17 protein-coding genes and 1 pseudogene are annotated in these 20,855 nt (G+C 70.0%); 11 read left to right on the plus strand and 7 right to left on the minus strand.

Annotated elements, in window-relative coordinates:
• Positions 1–140: 140 nt before the first annotated feature.
• The 3 genes from LGM56_RS07485 to LGM56_RS07495 all read right to left on the minus strand — a co-directional run bounded on the left by LGM56_RS07485 (position 141) and on the right by LGM56_RS07495 (position 4,426).
• Positions 141–2,624 carry a cytochrome c gene (locus tag LGM56_RS07485; protein WP_226203870.1) on the minus strand — a complete coding sequence of 828 codons (2,484 nt, stop codon included), beginning with the start codon at positions 2,622–2,624 and terminating at the stop codon, positions 141–143.
• Complete coding sequence (locus tag LGM56_RS07490) at positions 2,614–3,117, minus strand: (2Fe-2S)-binding protein (RefSeq protein WP_175239450.1); 504 nt, start codon at positions 3,115–3,117, stop codon at positions 2,614–2,616. The genes LGM56_RS07485 and LGM56_RS07490 overlap by 11 nt, the downstream gene beginning before the upstream one ends.
• A 151-nt stretch (positions 3,118–3,268) precedes the next feature.
• Positions 3,269–4,426, minus strand: a complete 1,158-nt coding sequence (locus LGM56_RS07495; RefSeq protein ID WP_226203872.1) for an FAD-dependent monooxygenase — start codon at positions 4,424–4,426, stop codon at positions 3,269–3,271.
• A gap of 298 nt (positions 4,427–4,724) precedes the next feature.
• On the opposite strand from LGM56_RS07495, the gene LGM56_RS07500 reads away from it, so the two are divergent.
• From LGM56_RS07500 to LGM56_RS07520, 5 genes are all read left to right on the plus strand, one after another.
• Positions 4,725–5,477 (plus strand): Asp/Glu racemase, encoded by a 753-nt coding sequence (locus LGM56_RS07500; RefSeq protein WP_060212471.1) that lies wholly within the window; start codon positions 4,725–4,727, stop codon positions 5,475–5,477.
• Positions 5,478–5,504: 27 nt separating this feature from the next.
• The gene (locus LGM56_RS07505) at positions 5,505–6,335 is read left to right on the plus strand and encodes an alpha/beta fold hydrolase (protein WP_226203874.1); all 831 of its coding nucleotides are present in this window, start codon (positions 5,505–5,507) and stop codon (positions 6,333–6,335) included.
• Positions 6,336–6,376: 41 nt separating this feature from the next.
• Positions 6,377–7,417, plus strand: coding sequence for a 2,5-dihydroxypyridine 5,6-dioxygenase (locus LGM56_RS07510; RefSeq protein WP_226203876.1), 1,041 nt, complete (start codon positions 6,377–6,379; stop codon positions 7,415–7,417).
• Between the two features lie 19 nt (positions 7,418–7,436).
• Complete coding sequence (locus tag LGM56_RS07515) at positions 7,437–8,090, plus strand: isochorismatase family protein (RefSeq protein WP_226203877.1); 654 nt, start codon at positions 7,437–7,439, stop codon at positions 8,088–8,090.
• 219 nt (positions 8,091–8,309) lie between these two features.
• Positions 8,310–10,595: a xanthine dehydrogenase family protein molybdopterin-binding subunit gene (locus LGM56_RS07520; RefSeq protein WP_226203879.1), complete on the plus strand. Its 2,286-nt coding sequence runs from the start codon at positions 8,310–8,312 to the stop codon at positions 10,593–10,595.
• Positions 10,596–10,689: 94 nt separating this feature from the next.
• On the opposite strand, the gene LGM56_RS07525 is transcribed toward LGM56_RS07520, so the two are convergent.
• A complete protein-coding gene (locus LGM56_RS07525) occupies positions 10,690–11,136 on the minus strand; it encodes a MarR family winged helix-turn-helix transcriptional regulator (RefSeq protein ID WP_089497293.1) in 447 nt (148 codons plus the stop codon).
• Between the two features lie 533 nt (positions 11,137–11,669).
• Between LGM56_RS07525 and LGM56_RS07530 the strand changes: the two genes are divergently transcribed.
• Together LGM56_RS07530 and LGM56_RS07535 are read left to right on the plus strand one after the other, a co-directional pair.
• The gene (locus LGM56_RS07530; protein ID WP_226203881.1) at positions 11,670–12,977 is read left to right on the plus strand and encodes an MFS transporter; all 1,308 of its coding nucleotides are present in this window, start codon (positions 11,670–11,672) and stop codon (positions 12,975–12,977) included.
• 315 nt (positions 12,978–13,292) lie between these two features.
• On the plus strand, positions 13,293–14,054 hold the full coding sequence (locus LGM56_RS07535; RefSeq protein ID WP_206150552.1) for a DUF4397 domain-containing protein: 762 nt from the start codon (positions 13,293–13,295) through the stop codon (positions 14,052–14,054).
• 64 nt (positions 14,055–14,118) lie between these two features.
• On the opposite strand, the gene LGM56_RS07540 is transcribed toward LGM56_RS07535, so the two are convergent.
• A complete protein-coding gene (locus LGM56_RS07540) occupies positions 14,119–14,667 on the minus strand; it encodes a DUF3005 domain-containing protein (protein WP_226203883.1) in 549 nt (182 codons plus the stop codon).
• A 263-nt stretch (positions 14,668–14,930) separates the two neighbouring features.
• Between LGM56_RS07540 and LGM56_RS07545 the strand changes: the two genes are divergently transcribed.
• The 4 genes from LGM56_RS07545 to LGM56_RS07560 all read left to right on the plus strand — a co-directional run bounded on the left by LGM56_RS07545 (position 14,931) and on the right by LGM56_RS07560 (position 18,924).
• The gene (locus LGM56_RS07545; protein WP_226203885.1) at positions 14,931–15,272 is read left to right on the plus strand and encodes a hypothetical protein; all 342 of its coding nucleotides are present in this window, start codon (positions 14,931–14,933) and stop codon (positions 15,270–15,272) included.
• A gap of 110 nt (positions 15,273–15,382) precedes the next feature.
• Positions 15,383–16,933: an NCS1 family nucleobase:cation symporter-1 gene (locus LGM56_RS07550; protein WP_226203887.1), complete on the plus strand. Its 1,551-nt coding sequence runs from the start codon at positions 15,383–15,385 to the stop codon at positions 16,931–16,933.
• 22 nt (positions 16,934–16,955) lie between these two features.
• Entirely contained in the window at positions 16,956–17,684 is a 729-nt protein-coding gene (locus LGM56_RS07555) for an aspartate/glutamate racemase family protein (protein ID WP_226203889.1), read from the plus strand.
• A gap of 61 nt (positions 17,685–17,745) precedes the next feature.
• Positions 17,746–18,924, plus strand: a complete 1,179-nt coding sequence (locus LGM56_RS07560; protein WP_226203891.1) for a LysR family transcriptional regulator — start codon at positions 17,746–17,748, stop codon at positions 18,922–18,924.
• A gap of 77 nt (positions 18,925–19,001) precedes the next feature.
• Here LGM56_RS07560 and LGM56_RS07565 read toward each other — a convergent pair.
• Together LGM56_RS07565 and LGM56_RS07570 are read right to left on the minus strand one after the other, a co-directional pair.
• Positions 19,002–19,181: pseudogene (locus LGM56_RS07565) on the minus strand (AEC family transporter); the annotation flags it as partial.
• Between the two features lie 24 nt (positions 19,182–19,205).
• Positions 19,206–20,777, minus strand: a complete 1,572-nt coding sequence (locus LGM56_RS07570) for an MFS transporter (protein ID WP_226203893.1) — start codon at positions 20,775–20,777, stop codon at positions 19,206–19,208.
• Positions 20,778–20,855: the final 78 nt, after the last annotated feature.

Below are 20,855 nucleotides of genomic sequence, written 5' to 3' on the forward strand. Positions count from 1 at the left end.
GGCCAGATCGCGCCAGCGGGTAGTTTTGTCCGGTTGCCGGTTGCCGGTTGCCGGTTGCCGGGTGCCGGGTGCCGGTTGCCGGTTGCCGGTTGCCCGGTCGCCCGTCGCCCGCCTCCAGCAGCCCGTTGCCTGGCGGCCGATCAATGCGCGGCTGCCTGCCGGATTCGTGCCGACGCCTCCGCCAGGTTCCGCCACGCCGGCTGCCCCGGCGCGTAGCGCGCGCGGATATATGCGGCCAGCTCGGCCATCTGCCGGTCGTCGAATGCGTCGCCGAAGCCCGGCATGTAGCCGAGTTCGCCGGTGGCCGGCTGGTCGATCCCGTGATGCAGCACGCGCAGCAGGTTGTCCGGCGCGGCCTGGCTGACGCTCGTGTTGAGCCCCATCAGCGGGCGTACGCCGAAATGCCCGACGCCGCCCGATTCCGCATGACAGACCGCACACGCGGCGTCGAACGCCCGGCGACCGTTCTCGAGGCCGAGCGTCGCGACGGTTTCCGCGCCGCGCGCCTGCCGGGCGGCCGCGTCGGCGGCGGCCGTTGCGTCGACGGGCGGCGACAGCGATGCGAGATAGTGCGCGATCGCCTGGACATCGGCCTCCGGCAGCGACGCGAGCCCCGCGACGACGGGCGCCATCGGCCCGGCCGCGACGCCATGCTGCGCGGAGAAGCCCGTGCGCAGGTAGTCGAACAGCGCGCCTTCGGTCCACGGCACCGGCGAAGCCGGCGACGCGACGAGCGGCGGCGCGACCCAGCCCTCGGCCTCGCCGCCCGACAGGTACGCAACACCGCCCTTCTCCGCACCCAGCGCATTGCGCGGCGTATGGCACGCGCCGCAATGCCCGGCGCCGTCGACCAGATACTTGCCGCGATTCCACGTCGCGGAGCGTGCCGGATCCGGCGCGAACGGCCGCGCATCGTGAAACAGCCAGTTCCAGCCGGCGACGACGCGCCGCTGGTCGAGCGGAAACGGCAGCTTCGTCGTCGGCGGCACGTGCTTCACCGGCGGCTGCGACATCAGGTACGCATAGAGCGCGAGCAGGTCGGGTTCGCTCAGCTTCGCGAACGCCGTGTACGGGAACGCCGGGTACAGGTGCGTGCCGTCACGCGAGATGCCTTCGCGCATCGCGCGCGCAAACGCCGGATACGACCATGTGCCGATGCCGGTGTCCGGATCGGGCGTGAGGTTCGTCGTGTAGATCGTGCCGAACGGCGTATCGAGCGCGAGCCCGCCCGCGTTGGTCGCGCCGCCGGGCGCGGTGTGGCACACCGCGCAGTCGCCGGCGAGGGCGACCAGGCGGCCACGCTCGAGCGTCGCCGCGCTCCACATCGCGCCGTCCGCGCCGCCGGGCGCAACGGGTGCGATGGACGCAGGGCCCGGCAGGATCGCGCAGGCCAGGCCGATCAGCCCGCCGACCACCCCGCCCACGCCGCCGCCGGCCAGCCAGCGGCGCCAGCGTGAGGCGCGACGCGGGTCGCGGCGCCCCGCTTCCGCGGAATCGGCCGCCACCGGTCGCGCGAGCGCCGCGCGAATGCGCGCGACGTCGAACGGCGGTGCGCGAAACCGCACACCCGTCGCGTCGTACAGCGCGTTCGCGATCGCCGCCGCCGCGGGCGCCGCCGCCTGCTCGATCCGGCGCGCATCGTGCACGGACAGCGCGCCGTGCGTGCGATGGACCGTGTCCGTGCCGTCGAACACAATCAGTTCATGAGCGACCGCATCCGGCTGCGCACCGATGCCGGTTTCGTCGTACGCGGGCCGCGCGGACAGGCGCGCCCCCATCACGCGCGAAATCGCCGCCTCGATCTGCCATGCGGGCAGGCCGGCCATCGACGCGCCGCCCGGTGCGCCGGCACCCTGCCCGGCCACGACGCGCCGCACCGCGACGTCGCCCGTCGCGCGGTCGACCTCGAGATCCACGACCCATGCGGACCAGCGCGCATCGTCGTCGCCTGTCGCGTCGGCGGCCGACTGCGGGTTGCCGGAAAGCGCCGCGGCGCCATCGAAAGCGAAGCCGCGCCCGCTCAGGCGCGCATGGGCATCCGGGTCGACCGCGGCCGGTGCGCACCATGCCGCACGCTCGCTGACCATCCGGATGATCTCACGCGGCCCCGCGTCCCGCGCGGCATCGAGATGCTGCAGGCGCAACGCGACCGGATCGCGCCGCAACGCGCCTGCGAGTTCGTCGACGAAGGATTCGCGCGCGAACACGTGCGCGTGCCCGGGAATCGTGTGGCCGGCATCGGCGAGTTCGATCGACGTCTGCGCGTGCCGGTAGACGAACGGCTCGGTCGGGCCGGTATCCGCGCGTTCGGTCTGCGCACCGTGCGGCGCGTGACGATCGTCCGTCGCCGCCTGCGCGGTATCCGCGCGCTCGGTCTGCGCACCGTGCGGCGCGTGATGATCGTCCGTGGCCGCCTGCGCGCGATAGCGCCAGGTCGTCATCCGCCCGTCGGCCGCGGTCCGCGTTTCGACGTCGAGCGATACCTGCGCGTCTGCCTGCGCATCGCCGATCGGCCAGGCGTAGCGCGCGTGGTGCGTGCGCAATGCATCGGCGCCGACTTCGTCGCGCGGCTCGGCGCCCGTCACGCGCTCCGGTGCGACGGGCAAACCCGCGTCAGGCTTCATCGCCGCCTCGCAGGTAGCGTGCCGCGCGATGCACGGCGCGGATGATTTCCAGGTGCGTGCCGCAGCGGCACAGATTGAAGCGCAACGCATCGCGGATCGCCGCGTCGTCCGGCGCGGGATGGCGGTCGAGCAGCGCCTTCGTGCTCATGATCATCCCGTTCAGGCAATAGCCGCACTGCGCGGCCTGCTCGTCGATGAACGCGCGCTGGATCGGATGCGGCGCGTCGTGCGACCCCAGCCCTTCCAGCGTCGTGACGTCGCGCCCGTGCGCGGCGGCGGCCGGCACGACGCACGAACGCGTGGCCTGCCCGTCGACCAGCACCGTGCATGCGCCGCACTGCCCGAGCCCGCAGCCGTACTTCGGGCCGTTGAGCGCGCAGTCGTTGCGCAGGACCAGCAGCAGCGGCGCATCGGGCGCGGCCTCGACGAAGGTGTGCGGCGTGCCGTTCACGCGGAACGCCAGCGGCCGCGATGGGGAAGCGGGATGGGACATGAAGGGATCCGGAATGCGGCGGGCGACCGGCAGCGGGCACTGCCGCCGGCGCGCGCCTGACATATAACACGCCGAAAAACACACGGCCCGGCGCATCGGCGCTCGCGACGCCGACGGCGCAGCAGCGGCCGGCGCGGGCACCGCGTACGCGTCAGGCCACGGCCGCGACGCTGTTGCGCGACGGCGAGACGAGCGGCACGTCGAACACGTCGTAGCCGAACACCCACGACGGATCCTCGTTCGTGCGCAGCCACGTGTTGTTGTGCGACACGCGCTGCACCTTCGACGCACGCGCCGCGCGATTCGCCTCGTACAACGCGAACGCACCCGCGTAGTCGCTGACGCCGACTTCATCGAGGCAGCGCGCGAGCATCGCCGCATCCTCGATCGCCATCGCGGCGCCCTGCGCCATGTGCGGTTTCATCGGATGGCACGCGTCGCCGAGCAGCACGAGGCGGCCGCGGCTCCACAACGGCAGCGGATCGCGCTCGAGCAGCGGCCACTTGGTGATCGACGGCGACACGTCGATCAGGTGCTGGATGTCGGCATGGAAACCCGCGAACGCCTCGCGCATTTCGTCGCGGCTGCTGTCGACCATCGACACGCCTTCGGGCCATTCGGCCTGCGGCACGCCGGTCACGTAGTAATACTCGTCGCGCTTCTCGGTCACGTAGTAGACCATCATGTGGCGATCCTCCGACCACCACTTCACGCACATGTCGTACGGTTTGTTGCCGAGCAGCGACGCCGGGAACACCGCGCGGTGCGCGACATAGCCCGTATAGCGCGGCGGTTCCGCGCCGAGCAGGTGCTCGCGGATCCGCGAATTCACGCCGTCCGCGCCGATCACGATGTCGGCCGTCTCGACGCTGCCGTCGGTGAACGTCAGGCGTACCGCGTCGCCGGTGTCCTCCACCGCCGCGAGCCGCTTGCCGAAGCGGATCGTGCCGGGCGTCACCGCCTGCGTCATCAACGCATGGAAATCGCCGCGATGCACGGTCAGGTAGCGCGCGCCGTAGGCGTTGCGCGCGTAGTCGCCGAGCGGGATCTGCGCGAGCACGTCGGCCGTCTGCCAGTCGCGGCTGTACCAGTAATCCGGATGCGAACCCATCGTCTCCAGCGCGTCCTCGCAGCCGATGCGCCGCATGATCTTCATCACGTTCGGGCCGAGGTGGATGCCCGCGCCGAGGCGCGAGAACGCCGGCGCCTGCTCGTACAGCGCGACGTCGTAGCCGCCGCGCTGCAGCAGCGCCGCGGCGGCCGTGCCGCCGAGACCGGCGCCGATGATTGCGATACGGGGTGTGCTCATGCGGATCTCCTGATCGTGGGCCCGGGGCCGAGCGCGGCGCGAGAACGGGCGGATTGAATGGCGTTTATGTAGCGTACACACTCAATTTATTCAGGACAAGCGGATTGTCGTCAGCGGCAACGGCATTCGGGAAAACACCAATAATTCCATGAATAACGGCACCACAAAGCGATACACGCAAGATCGACGTCATTTTGATCCATTGCCATTTTCAAATGTACACACTAGACTTTGCTCGACATCCGGCGATCCCGCACCCGCGTGCCGCCCCACCCTTACCGACACGGAGCCTTCCGTCATGAGCAAGACCTACCGCATCGGCCAGATCGTGCCGAGTTCCAACACGACGATGGAAACCGAGATCCCCGCGATGCTGCGGCTGCGCGAAGCGATCCGCCCCGAGCGCTTCACGTATCACTCGAGCCGGATGCGGATGAAGAAGGTCGTCAAGGAAGAACTCGCGGCGATGGACGCCGAATCCGACCGCTGCGCGGTGGAACTGAGCGACGCGCGCGTCGACGTGCTCGGCTACGCGTGCCTGGTCGCGATCATGGCGATGGGGCACGGTTATCACCGCGTGTCGCAGGCGCGCCTGACGAAGCACACGGCGGACAACGGCGCGCAGGCGCCGGTGCTGACGAGTGCGGGCGCGCTCGTCGACGCACTGAAGGTGATCGGCGCGAAGCGGATCGTCGTCGTCGCGCCGTACATGCTGCCGCTGACCGAACTCGTGGTCGACTACATCCGCAACGAAGGCTTTGACGTGCTTGCGTACCGCGCGCTGGAGATCCCCGACAACCTCGACGTCGGCCGCCACGACCCGGCGCGCCTGCCCGACATCGTGAAGACGCTGCCGTACCAGGACGCCGATGCGATCGTGCTGTCCGCCTGCGTGCAGATGCCGTCGCTGCCGGCCGTCGCGAAGGTCGAGGCCATGACGGGCAAGCCCGTGATCACGGCCGCGATCGCGACGACCTACGCGATGCTGCGCGAGCTCGACCTCGAGCCGATCGTGCCCGGCGCCGGCGCGCTGCTGTCCGGCGCGTACTGAGCGCGACCCTTTAGACGGAGCTCCTTCATGCCCTCGACTTTCCTCTATGGCGCGAACATCCGCGCGAACGGCATCCGCCAGCACTACCTGCGCTACGGCGGCGCGACCGGCGCGCGCGCTTCGCGCCCGGCGATCGTGCTGATTCCCGGCATCACGAGCCCCGCGATCACGTGGGGTTTCGTCGGCGAAGTGTTCGGCGCGGCGTTCGATACCTACGTGCTCGACGTGCGCGGCCGCGGGCTGTCCGACGCGTCGCCGTCGCTCGACTACAGCCTTGATGCACAGGCCAACGACGTCGCGGCCCTCGTCGCCGCGCTCGGCCTGCCGCGCACGAGCCTCGTCGGCCATTCGATGGGCGCGCGGATCGCCGCGCGCGCCGCGCGGCGCGGCATCCACGGGCTCGCATCGGTCGCGCTCGTCGATCCGCCCGTGTCGGGCCCGAACCGCCGCGACTATCCGGGCAAGCTGCCGTGGTACATCGACTCGATGGCGCTCGCGCGCGCCGGCACCGACGCCGAAGGCATGCGCGCGTTCTGCCCGACCTGGACCGACGCCGAACTGCAGTTGCGCGCCGAATGGCTGCATACCTGCGACGAGCGCGCGGTGCGCGCGTCCTACGAAGGCTTTCATACCGACGATTTCCACGCGGACGCCGCGCAACTGGCCGTGCCGTCGCTGCTGATCACGGCCGAACGCGGCGACGTGGTGCGCGACGACGACGTCGCCGAACTGCAGCGCGCGACGCCGTCGATGCGGCACGTGCGCGTGCCCGACGCCGGCCACATGATTCCGTGGGACAACGCAGCGGGCTTCTATGCGGCGTTCGGCGACTTCCTCGGCGCGCCGCTCGCGGCCTGACCCTGACCTCCCTTCCCCTCACGCCTTTACCGGAGCCGACGATGCCAGTCAGCGATTCCCAACTGATCGACGCGTGGAAGCAGGTGCTCACGCTGTCGCGCCTCGAACCGGGCCAGACCGTCACGATCCTGACGAGTGCGGCCACCCATCCGCAGACGCTGTCGTGCGCGCTGATCGCGACGCAAACGATGGGCGCGATCGTCAACCGCCTCGACTTGCCGCCGGTGAACGGCGACAAGGCGTTCAGCCGCGACCCGCTCGCGTATCTCGGCACGACGCCGCTGACCGGCAACAAGGCCGCGATCGCCGCGCTGCGCGAGAGCGACCTCGTGCTCGACCTGATGACGCTGCTGTTTTCTCCCGAGCAGCACGAGATCCTCAAATCCGGCACGAAAATCCTGCTCGCGGTCGAGCCGCCCGAAGTGCTCGTGCGGATGGTGCCGACGCTGGCCGACCGCACGCGCGTGCTCGCCGCGGCGAAACGGATCGCGGCCGCCCGCGAGATGCGCGTGACGTCGGCGGCCGGCACCGCGCTCGTGTGCCCGCTCGGCGAGTTCCCGCCGACGGCCGAATACGGCTTCGTCGACGCGCCGGGCCGCTGGGACCACTGGCCGAGCGGCTTCGCGCTGACCTACCCGAACGACCGCACCGCGCGCGGCACGATCGTGATCGACCGCGGCGACATCCTGCTGCCGCAGAAGCACTACGTGCGCGAACCCATCGCGCTGACCGTCGAAGGCGGCTATGCGACGCGCATCGAAGGCGGCGTCGACGCCGACCTGCTACGCGACTACATGGAGACCTTCGCCGACCCCGAAGGCTATGCGATCTCGCATATCGGCTGGGGGCTGCAGCCGCGTGCGCGCTGGTCGACGCTCGGGCTGTACGACCGCGAGGCGACGATCGGGATGGACGCGCGCGCGTTCGAGGGCAACTTCCTGTTCTCGCTCGGTCCGAACAACGAAGGCGGCGGCAACCGCACGACCACCTGCCACATCGACATCCCGCTGCGCCGCTGCACGGTCGAACTCGACGGCGCGACCGTCGTGCGCGACGGCCGCGTCACTGACCAACCCGCCTGACCGACGAGCCCCCGACACCATGAACGATCTTTCCCGCCACGCCGAAGCGAACGTCTATCGCCAACAGGGCTTCGGCACGCCGCTGCCGCCGCACGGCAACCTCGGCCTGCTGATCGTCGACTTCGTGGTCGGCTTCGCCGATCCCGCGACGTTCGGCGGCGGCAACATCGCACCGGCGATCGCGCGCACGACGCGTGCGCTCGCGCTCGCACGCGAACGCGGCTGGCCCGTCGCGCACAGCCGTATCGTGTACGCGGAAGACGGCAGCGACGACAACGTGTTCTCGCTGAAGGTGCCCGGCATGGCGACGTTGACCGAGCACCATCCGAACAGCGCGATCGTGCCCGAACTCGCGCCCGCGCCCGGAGAACTCGTCGTGCGCAAGACCGTGCCGTCGGCATTCTTCGGCACGCAACTGGCGCCGTGGCTCGCGCAGCGCGCGGTGCAGACGCTCCTCGTCGCGGGCGCCGTGACGAGCGGCTGCGTGCGTGCGAGCGTCGTCGACGCGATGTCGCACGGGTTTCGCCCGCTCGTGCTCGCCGACTGTGTCGGCGATCGCGCGATCGCGCCGCACGACGCGAACCTGTTCGACATGCAGCAGAAATACGCGGCGGTGATGCCGCTCGACGATGCGATCGCGGCGATCGACGCGGTACAGGCACGCGCACGCTGAATCGTCACGACGGGCCCACGGCGTGACCAGCCGACGCCCGCCCGCGCGATTGACGCTGCGCTTTTGGCGACCTAGATTGGGGACGCGCGCGCTCGCGATGGTCACCGGCATGGCGGTCCATGCACACCGCGAACAGGACACTTGGGCCGCCGGCCGCCTCGCTCCGCGTACGCTGCATCCAGCGGCGCGCCGCCTCTCCCTCGACAGGATCCTTCATCCGTGAACCGCTCCGAACTGCTCGCGCGCAACGGCTGCCTCACCGTGATCCGGCCGCCCGCGCCGCCCGTCAAGCCGGCGCCCGGCCAGCCGGGCAGCCTGTCGTCCTACGTGCCGGCGCTGCCGGAAGTATTCGTCGCGATCCTCGACGACGGCCGCATCCTCGCGTTCAACGGCCACGTCGATCTCGGCACCGGCATCCGCACGTCGCTCGCGCAGATCGTCGCCGAGGAACTCGACGTGCCGGCCGCGCGCGTGACGATGGTGCTCGGCGACACGGCCGCGACACCGAACCAGGGCCCGACCATCGCGAGCGCGACGATCCAGATTTCCGCGACGCCGCTGCGCTGCGCGGCCGCGCAGGCGCGGCATGCACTGCTGGCGCTCGCGGCCGAACGCTTCGGCGTCGCTGCGGAACGGCTGGCCGTCGACGATGGAACGATTTCGTCCGATGGACAGGCGATCACGTTCGCCGCGCTCGTCGCCGCGCACCGGATCGCGCTGACGCTGGACCTGAACACCCGCACGAAAGATCCCGCCCTGTACCGGATCGTCGGCAAGCCGTCGCCGCGCGTCGACCTGCCCGCGAAGGCCACCGGCCAGCTCACGTTCGTGCACGACATGCGCGTGCCGGGCATGCTGCACGGCCGTGTCGTGCGGCCGCCGTATGCGGGGCATGACAGCGGCTCGTTCGTCGGGAGTTCGCTGATCGACGTCGATCGCGCATCGGTGGCCGACGTGCCGGGGCTCGTGGCCGTCGTCGCGATCGGCGATTTCGTCGGCGTGGTGGCCAAGCGCGAGGAACACGCGATCCGCGCGGCGCGCCAGCTGCGCGTGACGTGGCGCCCGCTCCCCGCGCTGCCGCCGCTCGACGAACCGGCTACCGCGATCGCCGCCGCGCCGGCCAGACGCCGCGTGCTGCTCGACGAAGGCGACGTCGACGCAGCGCGTGCGCAGCCCGACACGATCACGCTGTCGCGCACCTACGCGTGGCCGTTCCAGATGCACGGCTCGATCGGCCCGTCCTGCGCGCTCGCCGACTATCGCGAGCCGGGCAACGGCCGGATCACCGTGTGGTCCGGCACGCAGAACCCCGTGTCGCTGCGCTACGACCTCGCGACGCTCGTCGCGCGCGACGAAGCCGATTTCGACGTGGTGCGGATGGAAGCGGCCGGCTGCTACGGCCGCAACGGCGCGGACGACGTGTGCGGCGACGCGCTGCTGCTGTCGCGCGCGGTCGGCCGCCCGGTGCGCGTGCAGCTGTCGCGCGCCGACGAACATCTGTGGGAACCGAAAGGCGCGGGCCAGCGGATGCAGGTGACCGGCACCGTCACGCGCGACGGCCGCCTGCTCGGCTACGACTTCACGACACGCTATCCGTCGAACGACGCGCCGCTGCTCGCGGCGCTGCTGACCGGCACGATCGCGCCCGCGCCGCGCGTGTTCGAGATGGGCGACCGCACGGCCGTGTCGCCGTATGCGAGCCCGCATCGCCGCTTCGTGTGCGAGGATCTTGCCCCGCTCGTGCGTGCGTCGTGGCTGCGCGGCGTGTCGGCATTGCCGAACTCGTTCGCGCACGATGCGTTCGTCGACGAATGCGCGGCGCTGACCGGTGTCGACCCGCTTGCGTTCCGGCTGCGCCACCTGCAGGACACGCGCGCGACCGAGCTGCTGCAGGCCGTGGCCGACCGCGCGGGCTGGACGCTGCGCGTGCCAGGCGCGCCGCATGATCCCGCTACGTCGCGGCTCGTGCGCGGCCGCGGGATCGCCTACGCACGCTACGTGCACAGCCGCTTCCCCGGCTTCGGCGCGGCGTGGTCGGCATGGGTCGTCGACCTGAGCGTCGATCGCGTGTCGGGCGAGATCCGCATCGAACGCGTCACGGTCGGCCAGGACACGGGCACGATGATCAACCCCGACGGCGTGCGCCACCAGATCCACGGCAACGTGATCCAGGTATTGAGCCGCACGCTGAAGGAACGCGTGCGCTTCGCCGACGGCAAGGTCGCGTCGCGCGAATGGGCAAGCTATCCGATCCTGACCTTCGCGGAAGTGCCGGACGTCGACGTCGTGCTGATGCCGAGGCAAGGCGAGCCGCCGCTCGGCGCGGGAGAATCGGCGTCGGTGCCGGGCCCGGCCGCCGTCGCGAACGCGTTGTTCGACGCGACCGGCGTGCGGTTCTACGCGCCGCCGTTTACGCCGGAGACGGTCCGGGCGGCGTTACGCGACGCAGGCAGGTTGATGACGGCCGACGCGGCCGGTACGCACGCGGCAACCCGCACGGCTTGAAGGCGGCCCGCTGCATCGCGGGATCAAGCCGGCGGACGAACGGGCCAACAAGCGGGCGGGCCAGACGGGCATGCCGCCCCGCGAGCGACACGCATCACGCGTCGCCGTCTTCTTCCATCATCTTGCGCAGCAGGAACTGCAGCGCGACCCGCTCGCCCGGATTGAGCGCGCCATACGTGCGCTCCGTCACCTGCCGCGCGAACGGCACCGTGCGGTCGATCAGCGCGAGGCCGCTCGCGGTGGCGCGCACGATCAGCTTGCGGCCGTCGTTCGGATCGGGCAGCACCTCGATCAGCGCGCGCGCCTTCAGCCGGTCGACCACGCCGCGAATCGTCGCCTGGTCGATCGCGGTCGCCTTGACGATGTCGTTCAGCGAGCACCCCTGGCGCTCCTTGACCGCGCACAGCGTGACGAACTGCGCGGCCGTGAGATCCGAATCGGGGATCGCTTCCTGGAAGATCGACACGTGCCGCTGATACGCGCGGCGCAGCAGATGGCCGACCTGGTCGTGAAAGTCGTAGGAATCCTTCGAAGACGCCATGAAAGTGCAGGCCCGCGCCGCATGTAAGGGAAAGACAAGCAGTGTACACCCTCAATTTGGCACGACCGGCAGCCGGGGGCCGCTTCATTGCGGTGCATCAGGATTCGCGGCACCCGGCGCGCCGAGTGCCTGGCGATCGCCTGACGGCTGCGCGTTGCCCGCCGAGTACGGCGCAGCGACGGCAGGCAATGCGCGTTCGAACCCGCTGCCGAGCACGTGCTTGCGTGCATCGGCAGACTTTCGTGCACACGCTGTATTTTTAAGCGCATACGCACGAATTTTGTGCATAACCTTGCGCGTTGGCGCCCTCTTTAAAAACGCGTTCATTTCCCCAAAAAACCTCATCAAACACGCGGCTTTTCTCACGCAAACGCTTGCCTTGTCGCGGCCGGAATCGTGCCTGTGCGATTCGGTATTTTCTAGTGTGTACGCTATTTAATTGCCGTGATATACAGACTCCAGAGCGCAGCGGAGCGTCCGCTCGCGTCGATCGGCCACCCATTCATCCGTCACATTCGAACAGGGGCAGTCCCATGTCTACCGCACACCCGAGCGCCGCCGTTTCCCCCGACGGCGCGCTGCACGGCAATCTCTATCGCAAGGTCACGCTGCGCCTGATTACCCTCTTCTGCCTGTGCTACTTCGCGGCCTATCTCGACCGCATCAACATCGGGCTCGCGAAACTCCAGATGCTCGACGCGCTGAAGTTCAGCGATACGGTGTACGGGCTCGGCGCCGGCCTGTTCTTCGCCGGCTACATCCTGTTCGAAGTCCCGAGCAACCTGGTGCTGCAACGCGTCGGCGCGAAGCTGTGGATCGCGCGGATCATGATCACGTGGGGCCTGCTGTCGGGTGCGACGATGTTCGTGCACACGCCGATGCAGTTTTACGTCGTGCGCTTCCTGCTCGGCGCGGCCGAGGCCGGCTTCCTGCCCGGCGTGCTGCTGTACCTGACGCAGTGGTATCCCGATGCGCGCCGCGCGCGGATCGTCGCGCTGTTCATGGTCGGGCTGCCGTTGTCGAGCATGATCGGCAGCCCGATCTCCGGGTGGATCATGCGCGCGTTCGACGGCACGCACGGGCTCGGCGGCTGGCAGTGGCTGTTCCTGCTCGAAGCGCTGCCGTCGGTGCTGCTCGGCTTCGCGGTGCTGCGCTGGCTGCCGAACAGCATCGAATCCGCACCGTGGCTGAACGCCGACGAGAAGCACGCGTTGCGCGCGAACCTCGACGCCGATCCGTCCGGCAACAAGAGCCATGCGCTCGGCAAGGCGTTCTCCGATCCGAAGGTATGGGCGCTCGGCCTGATCGACCTGTGCGTGCTGCTCGGCCTCTATGCGGTGAGCTTCTGGCTGCCGACGATCCTGCGCGACACGGGCGTCAAGGATGCGTATCACATCGGCTGGCTGATGGTGATCCCGAATGCCGCGGCCGTGCTCGCCACGCTGTACTGCGGCGCCAGTTCCGACCGCGCGCGCGAACGCCGCTGGCATATCGTCGTGCCGTTCATGGTGTCGGCCGTCGCGCTGGCGATCGCGGCCTCGTCGTCGCACGGCACGTTCGGCACGGTGCTGCTGTTCTCGCTGATCAACGCGGGCGCGGCCGCCGCGATGCCGGTCGTCTGGGCACTGCCGTCGACGTTCCTGAAGGGCTCGGCCGCCGCCGGCGGGATCGCATTCGCGTGCTCGATCGCCAACCTCGGCGGGTTCGGCAGCACCTACTTCATCGGCTGGCTGCGCGACACGTTCCATTCGCAAAGCGCGGGGCTGTACGGTTTCGCCGCGTGCATGGTGGTCGGCTGCGCCCTCGCGCTCGCCTACCCGGCCCGGCTCGTGAACCGCTGACGCAGCGCGTCGCGCGCGCGACGCGGTCATTTTTACAACCGGCAACCGACAACCGCGCCGAGCGCGCGGTTCGCCCCGCGCCCCCTCTCACCCGCGCACGCCGCCCCGCCGGCGCATGCGCGCCGCCCGCCGCCGCTTCCCGCCGCTTCCCGCCCCCTTCCCGACGCCGTTCACCGCACAGGCACATCGCTTGCGTCATGCACGCGCCCGCCGCTCCGGCGGACGGCATCCTTCCCTCAACCGGCGCTGCGCACCGCGCGACCCTTCGCGCGGCGATCCCGCATCGCAAGCAGGTTCCCTGAACGAGAGGACAACATGAAATCAATACGAACGCTGGTCGCCCTTTGCTCGGTCGTTTCCGTGCTCGCGGCGTGTGGCGGCGGCGACGACGCCGGGACCGAACTCGGCATCTCGAAGCCGCAGGCGCGCTTCATCAACGCGGTGCCGGCCGGGCCCAACCTCGACTACTACCTGAACGCGAAGCTCGACCAGGGCAATATCGCGTACAAGGGCGTGACGCGCTATCACGACGTCGACTCGGGCACGCAGAACGCGAGCTACGACGTCTCCGGCACGACGACGACCATCGCCGCGCAATCGTTCAGCGCGGCAAACGGCCATCACTACACGACGATCGCACTGCCGAGCACGACGTCGCTGATCTCCGTGATCGACGATCCGTACGCCAAGGGCCTGCTGTCCGACAAGGCGCGCGTGCGCAGCTTCAACGCGTCGCCGAACGCGCAGAATGTCGACGTGTACGTCGTCCCGCCCGGCACCGACATCACGACGCAAAGCCCGACGCTCGCGGGTACGGCCTACCAGAACGCGGTGCCGGCATCGACGCAGGATTCGATCTACCTGAACGGCGGCAGCTACCAGGTGATCGTCACGACGGCCGGCAGCAAGACGCCGATCCTCAAGACCGCGCCGGTCACCATCAACAACAACGCCGACTGGCTGCTGCTGACGATCCCGTCGGGCGGGGTCGGCGACGTGACGCCGAACGACATCCACGTGCTGGTCGCGCAGGGCAACGACGCCGATGCGTCCGCGCAGGAACTCGGTCCGCAATAAGGACCGCTCATGATGGCGGCATGCGGCGCGATCGTGCCGCCCGCCGCCTCTTCCCGTCACGCGGTCAGTCGTTCCGCTCCAGGACGATCACATGCTCGGCGCGCGTGCCGTCGCCGTGCTCGACGTCGACATCGCCGACATGGCGTACGCGCCAGCCCGGCCGCGTCGCGATCTGCGGCATGTTGCCGGACGGACGGCTCTCGATCCCGCCGAGCCCTTCGTCGGGCGTCTCGACCGCTTCGTCGAGCGACGCGTTCGAATAAATCACGTTGTCGTGCCACTTCGACGCGCCCGCGGCGGCTTCCATGCCCTTGCCGTCGACGTCGACCGTGTTGTCGGTCATCGCCATGTTCGCGTTGTCGAGCGTCGGGATCCGGGCGGCCGCTCGCCGCACGGGATCGTCGCTGTCGGGCGCCTGCGTGCCGCGCTCGATCGGCGGCAAGCCGGTCGGCATTTTCCCGGCAATCTTCTCGGGCGTCAGCGGACGCTGCGCGACCTGCGCCGCCTGGGTTGCCGCATCGGGCATGTCGCCGGCCGCCGGCGTCTTCACCGGGCTCTTCTCGATCTGTTCGCGCTGCTGTTCCGGGGTCGGGTTCGATTCCGCGTTCTGCATTGCACCTCCTTGTCCGGCCGGCGCGCGCCGGCATCAGGGCTGCCGCCGCCGGTCCGGGAATCGCTACAACGGTCCTTGCAAATCTTTCATGGGCTTGGCCCGACGCGCACGCCTCCAGGCGCACGTGCCAGGCCGGCCCGGTACCCTTCATACGGACGGCGCGCCCGCGCGCAGCCGGCGCGAGGTCCGCCCCACGCGTGAGCCGCGCGTCAGCCGCGCGTCAGCCGCCGCTCGCGCCGCCCGGCGCGGAAGCCGCGCCCGGCATGCTTGCACCGCTGTCGCCGCTGCTGCCGGCCGCCCCGCTGCTCGGCATACCCGACGGCGCGGTGGACGGTGCGGCCGACATGCCGCCCGTGGCGCTCGATTCCGAGCTTGCGCCGCCGTTGTCGCTCTTCTTCTGGCAGCCCGCACCTGCCGAGAGGCCCGCAATCAGGATGCCGGCGAAGACGGCTCGCGATACAAGTCGAAGTGAATATCGCTGCATGACACCTCCGCTGATGTCGATGTGGATGGAGCCCGCAGGCGCGCAATTCGCGTGCCGCACCCCGCCGCCACGGCCGCCCGCTTCCATTCATTTTTCAAATGACGCCCAACCGAATATTTAATTTCCCATCGCGTTGCCGGCCTTCCATACTCGCGAACAAATCCGAGACATAACGTCCACGGCGGCCAGGCCGGCGCAGCGTTCCCACGTTGCCGGTCACGCGCCCCGCACATGGAAGGAGACAACGGCGTGCAACTGGAAGCCACCCACCGCCCGGGCATCGTGCCCGGCGCGGACGACGCATCGCATCGAACCGATTCGGCCGCGCGCGACCCCGCGCTGAGCCCGCGGCTCCACAACGCCGACCTCGCGCCGACCCAGGCCGAGGGCCGGACGTGGGGCCGCTACAGCATCTTTGCGCTGTGGACCAACGACGTGCACAACATCGCGAACTACTCGTTCGCGATCGGGCTGTTCGCGCTTGGCCTGTCGGGCTGGCAGATGCTCGCATCGCTCGCGATCGGCGCGGTGCTCGTCTACTTTTTCATGAACCTCACCGGCTACATGGGCCAGAAGACCGGCGTGCCGTTCCCGGTGATCAGCCGGATGAGCTTCGGCATCTACGGCGCGCTGCTGCCCGCGATGATCCGCGCGGTGATCGCGATCGCATGGTTCGGAATCCAGACCTATCTCGCGTCGGTCGTGCTGCGCGTGCTGCTCACCGCGGTCTGGCCGGGCCTCGCCGCATTCGACCAGAACGCGATCTTCGGACTGTCGACGCTCGGCTGGGTCACGTTCGTCGCGATCTGGCTCGTGCAGATCGGCATCCTCACGTACGGGATGGAAATGGTCCGCAAGTACGAGGGGCTCGCCGGCCCGGTGATCCTCGTCACGACGCTGTCGCTCGCCGCATGGATGTATAGCCGCACCGGCGGCCATCTCGCGATGTCGATCGGCAAGCCGCTGACCGGCTTCAGGATGTGGACGGAGATCTTCGCGGGCGGCTCGCTGTGGCTCGCGATCTACGGCACGCTGGTGCTCAACTTCTGCGATTTCGCGCGCTCGTCGCCGAGCGCGAAGACGGTGCGCGTGGGCAACTTCTGGGGCCTGCCGGTCAACATCCTCGTGTTCGCGACGATCAGCTTCGTGCTCGCCGGCGCGCAGTTCAAGCTGAACGGCCACATCATCCACAGCCCGACGGAAATCATCGCGACGGTGCCGAACAAGCTGTTCCTCGTGCTCGGCTGCCTCGCATTCCTGATCGTGACGGTCGCGGTGAACATCATGGCGAACTTCGTCGCGCCGGCCTTCGTGCTGACGAGCCTCGCGCCGCACCGCCTGTCGTTCCGCCGCGCGGGCCTGATCAGCGCGACGGTCGCCGTGCTGATCCTGCCGTGGAACCTGTACAACAGCCCGATCGTGATCGTCTACTTCCTGTCCGGCCTCGGCGCGCTGCTCGGCCCGCTGTACGGGATCATCACGGTCGACTACTGGCTCGTGCGCAAGCAGCGCGTGAACGTGCCCGACCTCTATACCGAAGCGCCGACCGGCGCCTACTTCTACACGCGCGGCGTGAACCGCAAGGCGCTCGCGGCGCTGGTGCCGTCCGCGCTGATCTCGATCACGCTCGCCGTCGTGCCGGCCTTCAGCGCGATGACGCCGTTCTCGTGGCTGCTCGGCGCGGCCATCGCGGGCAGCGTGTACTGGCTGCTGGCCGATCGCAACCGGCACTACGAGGCGCGTTCGGGCGAATCCATCGCGGTCGCCTGCGCCCAACACTGACACCCCTGCATACGGAGTCGCAATGAGGATCCTGGTAGTCAACGTCAACACGACCGAGTCGATCACCGACGCGATCGCCGCACAGGCGCAGGCCGCCGCGTCGCCGGGCACGGAGATCGTCGGGCTGACGCCGCGCTTCGGCGCGGAGTCGATCGAAGGCAACTTCGAGAGCTACCTCGCGGCGATCGCCGTGATGGATCGCGTGATGCGCTACGACGAGCCGTACGACGCGGTGATCCAGGCCGGCTACGGCGAACACGGCCGCGAAGGCCTGCAGGAACTGCTGACGGTGCCCGTCGTCGACATCACCGAAGCGGCCGCCAGCGTCGCGATGCTGCTCGGCCATCGCTACTCGGTCGTCACGACGCTCGACCGCACGGTGCCGCTGATCGAGGATCGCCTGAAGCTCGCCGGGCTCGACGCGCGCTGTGCGTCGGTGCGCGCAAGCGGCCTCGCGGTGCTCGAGCTCGAGGAGAATCCGGCCCGCGCGATCGAGTCGATCGTCGGTCAGGCGCAGCGCGCGGTGCAGGACGATCACGCGGAAGTGATCTGCCTCGGCTGCGGCGGGATGGCCGGCCTCGACCGGCAGATCGAGGAATGCACGGGCGTGCCGGTCGTCGACGGCGTCTCGGCCGCGGTGGCGCTCGCCGAGTCGCTGGTGCGCCTGAAGCTGAAGACGTCGAAAGTCCGCACGTACGCGCCGCCGCGCCCGAAGCGGATCGTCGGCTGGCCGGGCACCTTCGCACAATGACGCACGGCCGGCCCGCTGCTGCGTCGCACTCGCGCATCGGGTCGCCGGGAGGCACATCGGCATGCGGGACCCACTAGACCCGACCGCGCTGCCCCGCGGCGAATCCGACGCCGCGGGCGCGCTCGACGTGCTCGATGCGCGGCTGATGCGCATCCTGCTCGTGCTGCTGACCGAGCGCACCGTGTCGCGTGCGGCCGTGCGCCTGAACATGTCGCAGCCGGCCACCAGCGCCGCGCTCAAGCGCCTGCGCACGCTGCTCGGCGATCCGCTGCTGGTGCGCAGCCGCTACGGGATGGTGCCGACCGAATTCGGCGCGCGGCTGATCGAACCGCTGCGCAACGCGCTGCGCGTGATCGACTTCCTCCGCATCCAGCAGCCGAGGTTCGATGCGCGCACGTCGGTGCGGACCTACCGGATCGGCTGCCCCGACTACCTGAACGTGCTGTTCGTGCCGAAGCTCGTCGCGCTGTTCCGCGAACGTGCGCCGGACGCGCAACTCGTGTTCCATCCGCTCGGCGACGGCTTCGACGACGAGCGCGCACTGGCCGACGGCGAGCTCGACATCGTGATCGACAATCGCCCGGCGCGCGCGTCGCGGTTCAGGCAGGACGACCTGTTCGACGATCGCGTCGTGTGCCTGATGCGCGCGACCCATCCGCTCGCGCGGCGCGGCACGATGACGGCGTCCGAGTTTGCCGACGCGCCGCAGCTGTGCCCGACACCGTCGTGGCTGGAGGCGTCCGGCGCGATCGACCGGCAACTCGAACGCGTGGGCCTGCAGCGGCGGATCGTCGTCACGCTGCCGCACTTCGAACTCGCCGCGCATGCGCTCGTGCGCACCGACATGCTGCTGACCACCACGTACCGGCTCGCGCGGCACTATGCGAAACTGCTGCCGCTCGCCGCCGTCGCGCTGCCGGCCGAACCGCCGGACATCGTGTACCGGATGACCTGGAACGAATCGGGCGAGTGCGTCGAGGGCGTGCGCTGGTTGCGCGGGCTGATCGCGGAAGCGACGCGTGCGTGGCTCGATGTGGAGGCGATGCAGCCGGCGGTTGCCGCGGTGGCCGCCGGTGCAGTCGTGGACGTGGACGCACGGAATAGCACGCCGGTCTCGGCCGATACCCCCGAACCCGCGCGACGCACGCGCCGCAGGCAGGCGACGCATTGCCATGCGTCGCATCCTCGGCATGTCCCCCACGCAGCACGCATCCATCGCCTCGCGACGAAGCCGCATTGACGGGCGCGATCGATACGCGCGACAACCGGCCGATACGTCGTTCAATCTCCGTCGACCAGCCGCACGGCCCGACGACCGATCAAGCGGTTGAGTTCCGAAGCCGCGGCCGGCCCAAGCACCCCGCGCCGGCGGCACGGGAACCCTGCCGCGATCAGCCCGAACACGGGCAACAGCATCTCGTTCGTCGATGACATCTTGAACACGCTGCGGGAAACCGGAACGCGCCCGCTTGATGGTTCCGCCGGGTCGCGTCCGATACGCGGCGCGGGCTGCGCCGTGCGTCACGCACCGTCGCGCATCGGTTGCGCAAGCAACTTGCGGGCGACGACGGCCGCAACCAGCGCGAGCCCGCCGCTCACCGTCAGCGCATCGGCGAACCCGCTCGCGAACGCGACGGGCGCCGCCTGCGCGAGCGCACCGGCGGCCGACGGCGGCACACGCTCGAGCGCCCGCGCCAGGTCGCCGGCCAGCAGGCTCGACATGAACTGTGCATCGGCGAACGCGCGCAGGCCGGGCGCGGCGGACAGCAACCGGTCGAGCCGCGCTTGCGTGCTCGCCGCCAGCACCGCGCCGAGCACGCCGACGGCCGTCACGATCGCCGAGAAGCGCGTCGTCGTGCTGATGCCCGATGCCATGCCGGTGCGGCTCGGCGGCACGCACGCCATGATCGCCTTCTGCGTGTCGCCGTTCATGATGCCCGCGCCGCAGCCCGTCACGAACATGCCGAGCGCGACGAGCCGGTAGTCGCCGCTGGCCGTCAGCGCCGCGGTCGCGAGGTTGCCCGCGCCGATCAGCGCGAGCCCGCCCGCCAGCACGCCGCCGGACGACACGCGCGCGGCCAGCGCCGCGCCGAGCGACGGCCCGGCGATCATCGCGAATGCAAACGGCAGCATCCCGAGCCCCGCGTCGATCGCCGACATCCCGAACGCGTTCTGCAGATACAGCGGCAGGAACGTCATCATCACCTGCGCGCACGCCGCATAGCCGAACATCGCCAGCACGGCGCCGACGAAGCGCGGCTGGCGGAACAGCGCGAGATCGATCATCGGCCGTGCCTGCCAGCGCTCCGCGCCGATGAATGCCGCGACGAGCGCGGCGGCCAGCGCGAGCCGGCCGAGCGTCGCGGCCGACACCCAGCCGTGCGACGGCGCGCCGATCAGCGCCGCGATCGCGCACGCGAGCGCCGCGCCGAACAGCAGGCTGCCGGCCGCGTCCACGCGCTTCGCGTGCGGATCGCGCGACTCGTCGATCGCGACACGCGCACCGGCCGCCAGCAGCAGGCAGACGGGCAGGTTCAGCAGGAACACCCAGCGCCAGCCGATCCACTGAGTGATCGCGCCGCCGACGAGCGGCGCGATGGCCGTCGCGATCCCCATGCACATGCCCCAGATCGCCCACGCGCGCGCCCGTTCGCGCCCGTCCGGAAAGCGGTTCGCGATCACGGCGAGCGCGGCCGTCAGCAGCAGCGCGGCGCCGCCGCCCTTCACCGCCCGTGCGGCGATCAGCCAGCCGGCCGTTGGCGCGACGCCGCAGCCGAGCGACGCGAGAAAGAACAGCGCGAGCCCCGTGAAGAGCATCCGCTTGCGCCCGAAACGGTCGGCGAGCCCGCCGGCCGGCAGCAGGCAGGCGGCGAACGCGGTCATGTACGCGCTCACGACCCATTCGATCTCGGCGAAGCTCGCGTGGAAACCGCGCGCGATGCTCGGCAGCGACACGGCGACGACGTTCGTGTCGAGCACGATCAGCGAGCAGGTGGCGGACGCGACGGCGAGCGTCGCGGCGGCGGGCAGGCGGGCGCCCGTGCGCGGGGCGGCAGCCGCGCCTGCGCGCGACGCCGGGGAAGGCTGGGACATCGGTTACTCCGGAACAGGATCGACGAGCCGTATGCTAGGCTTGACCGGTATTGACTGTCATTGACACACGGATGCTGT

Origin of the sequence: Burkholderia sp. AU38729 (assembly GCF_020419725.1) — a bacterium.
Lineage (GTDB): Bacteria > Pseudomonadota > Gammaproteobacteria > Burkholderiales > Burkholderiaceae > Burkholderia.

Coding starts and splice junctions, on each gene's coding strand:
- LGM56_RS07560 (WP_226203891.1), top strand. CDS start 17,746: ATGCGGGACCCACTAGACCCGACCGCGCTGCCCCGCGGCGAATCCGAC.
- LGM56_RS07545 (WP_226203885.1), top strand. CDS start 14,931: ATGCTTGCACCGCTGTCGCCGCTGCTGCCGGCCGCCCCGCTGCTCGGC.
- LGM56_RS07490 (WP_175239450.1), bottom strand. CDS start 3,117: ATGTCCCATCCCGCTTCCCCATCGCGGCCGCTGGCGTTCCGCGTGAAC.
- LGM56_RS07540 (WP_226203883.1), bottom strand. CDS start 14,667: ATGCAGAACGCGGAATCGAACCCGACCCCGGAACAGCAGCGCGAACAG.
- LGM56_RS07555 (WP_226203889.1), top strand. CDS start 16,956: ATGAGGATCCTGGTAGTCAACGTCAACACGACCGAGTCGATCACCGAC.
- LGM56_RS07530 (WP_226203881.1), top strand. CDS start 11,670: ATGTCTACCGCACACCCGAGCGCCGCCGTTTCCCCCGACGGCGCGCTG.
- LGM56_RS07485 (WP_226203870.1), bottom strand. CDS start 2,624: ATGAAGCCTGACGCGGGTTTGCCCGTCGCACCGGAGCGCGTGACGGGC.
- LGM56_RS07500 (WP_060212471.1), top strand. CDS start 4,725: ATGAGCAAGACCTACCGCATCGGCCAGATCGTGCCGAGTTCCAACACG.
- LGM56_RS07550 (WP_226203887.1), top strand. CDS start 15,383: ATGGAAGGAGACAACGGCGTGCAACTGGAAGCCACCCACCGCCCGGGC.
- LGM56_RS07510 (WP_226203876.1), top strand. CDS start 6,377: ATGCCAGTCAGCGATTCCCAACTGATCGACGCGTGGAAGCAGGTGCTC.
- LGM56_RS07495 (WP_226203872.1), bottom strand. CDS start 4,426: ATGAGCACACCCCGTATCGCAATCATCGGCGCCGGTCTCGGCGGCACG.
- LGM56_RS07535 (WP_206150552.1), top strand. CDS start 13,293: ATGAAATCAATACGAACGCTGGTCGCCCTTTGCTCGGTCGTTTCCGTG.
- LGM56_RS07525 (WP_089497293.1), bottom strand. CDS start 11,136: ATGGCGTCTTCGAAGGATTCCTACGACTTTCACGACCAGGTCGGCCAT.
- LGM56_RS07570 (WP_226203893.1), bottom strand. CDS start 20,777: ATGTCCCAGCCTTCCCCGGCGTCGCGCGCAGGCGCGGCTGCCGCCCCG.
- LGM56_RS07515 (WP_226203877.1), top strand. CDS start 7,437: ATGAACGATCTTTCCCGCCACGCCGAAGCGAACGTCTATCGCCAACAG.
- LGM56_RS07505 (WP_226203874.1), top strand. CDS start 5,505: ATGCCCTCGACTTTCCTCTATGGCGCGAACATCCGCGCGAACGGCATC.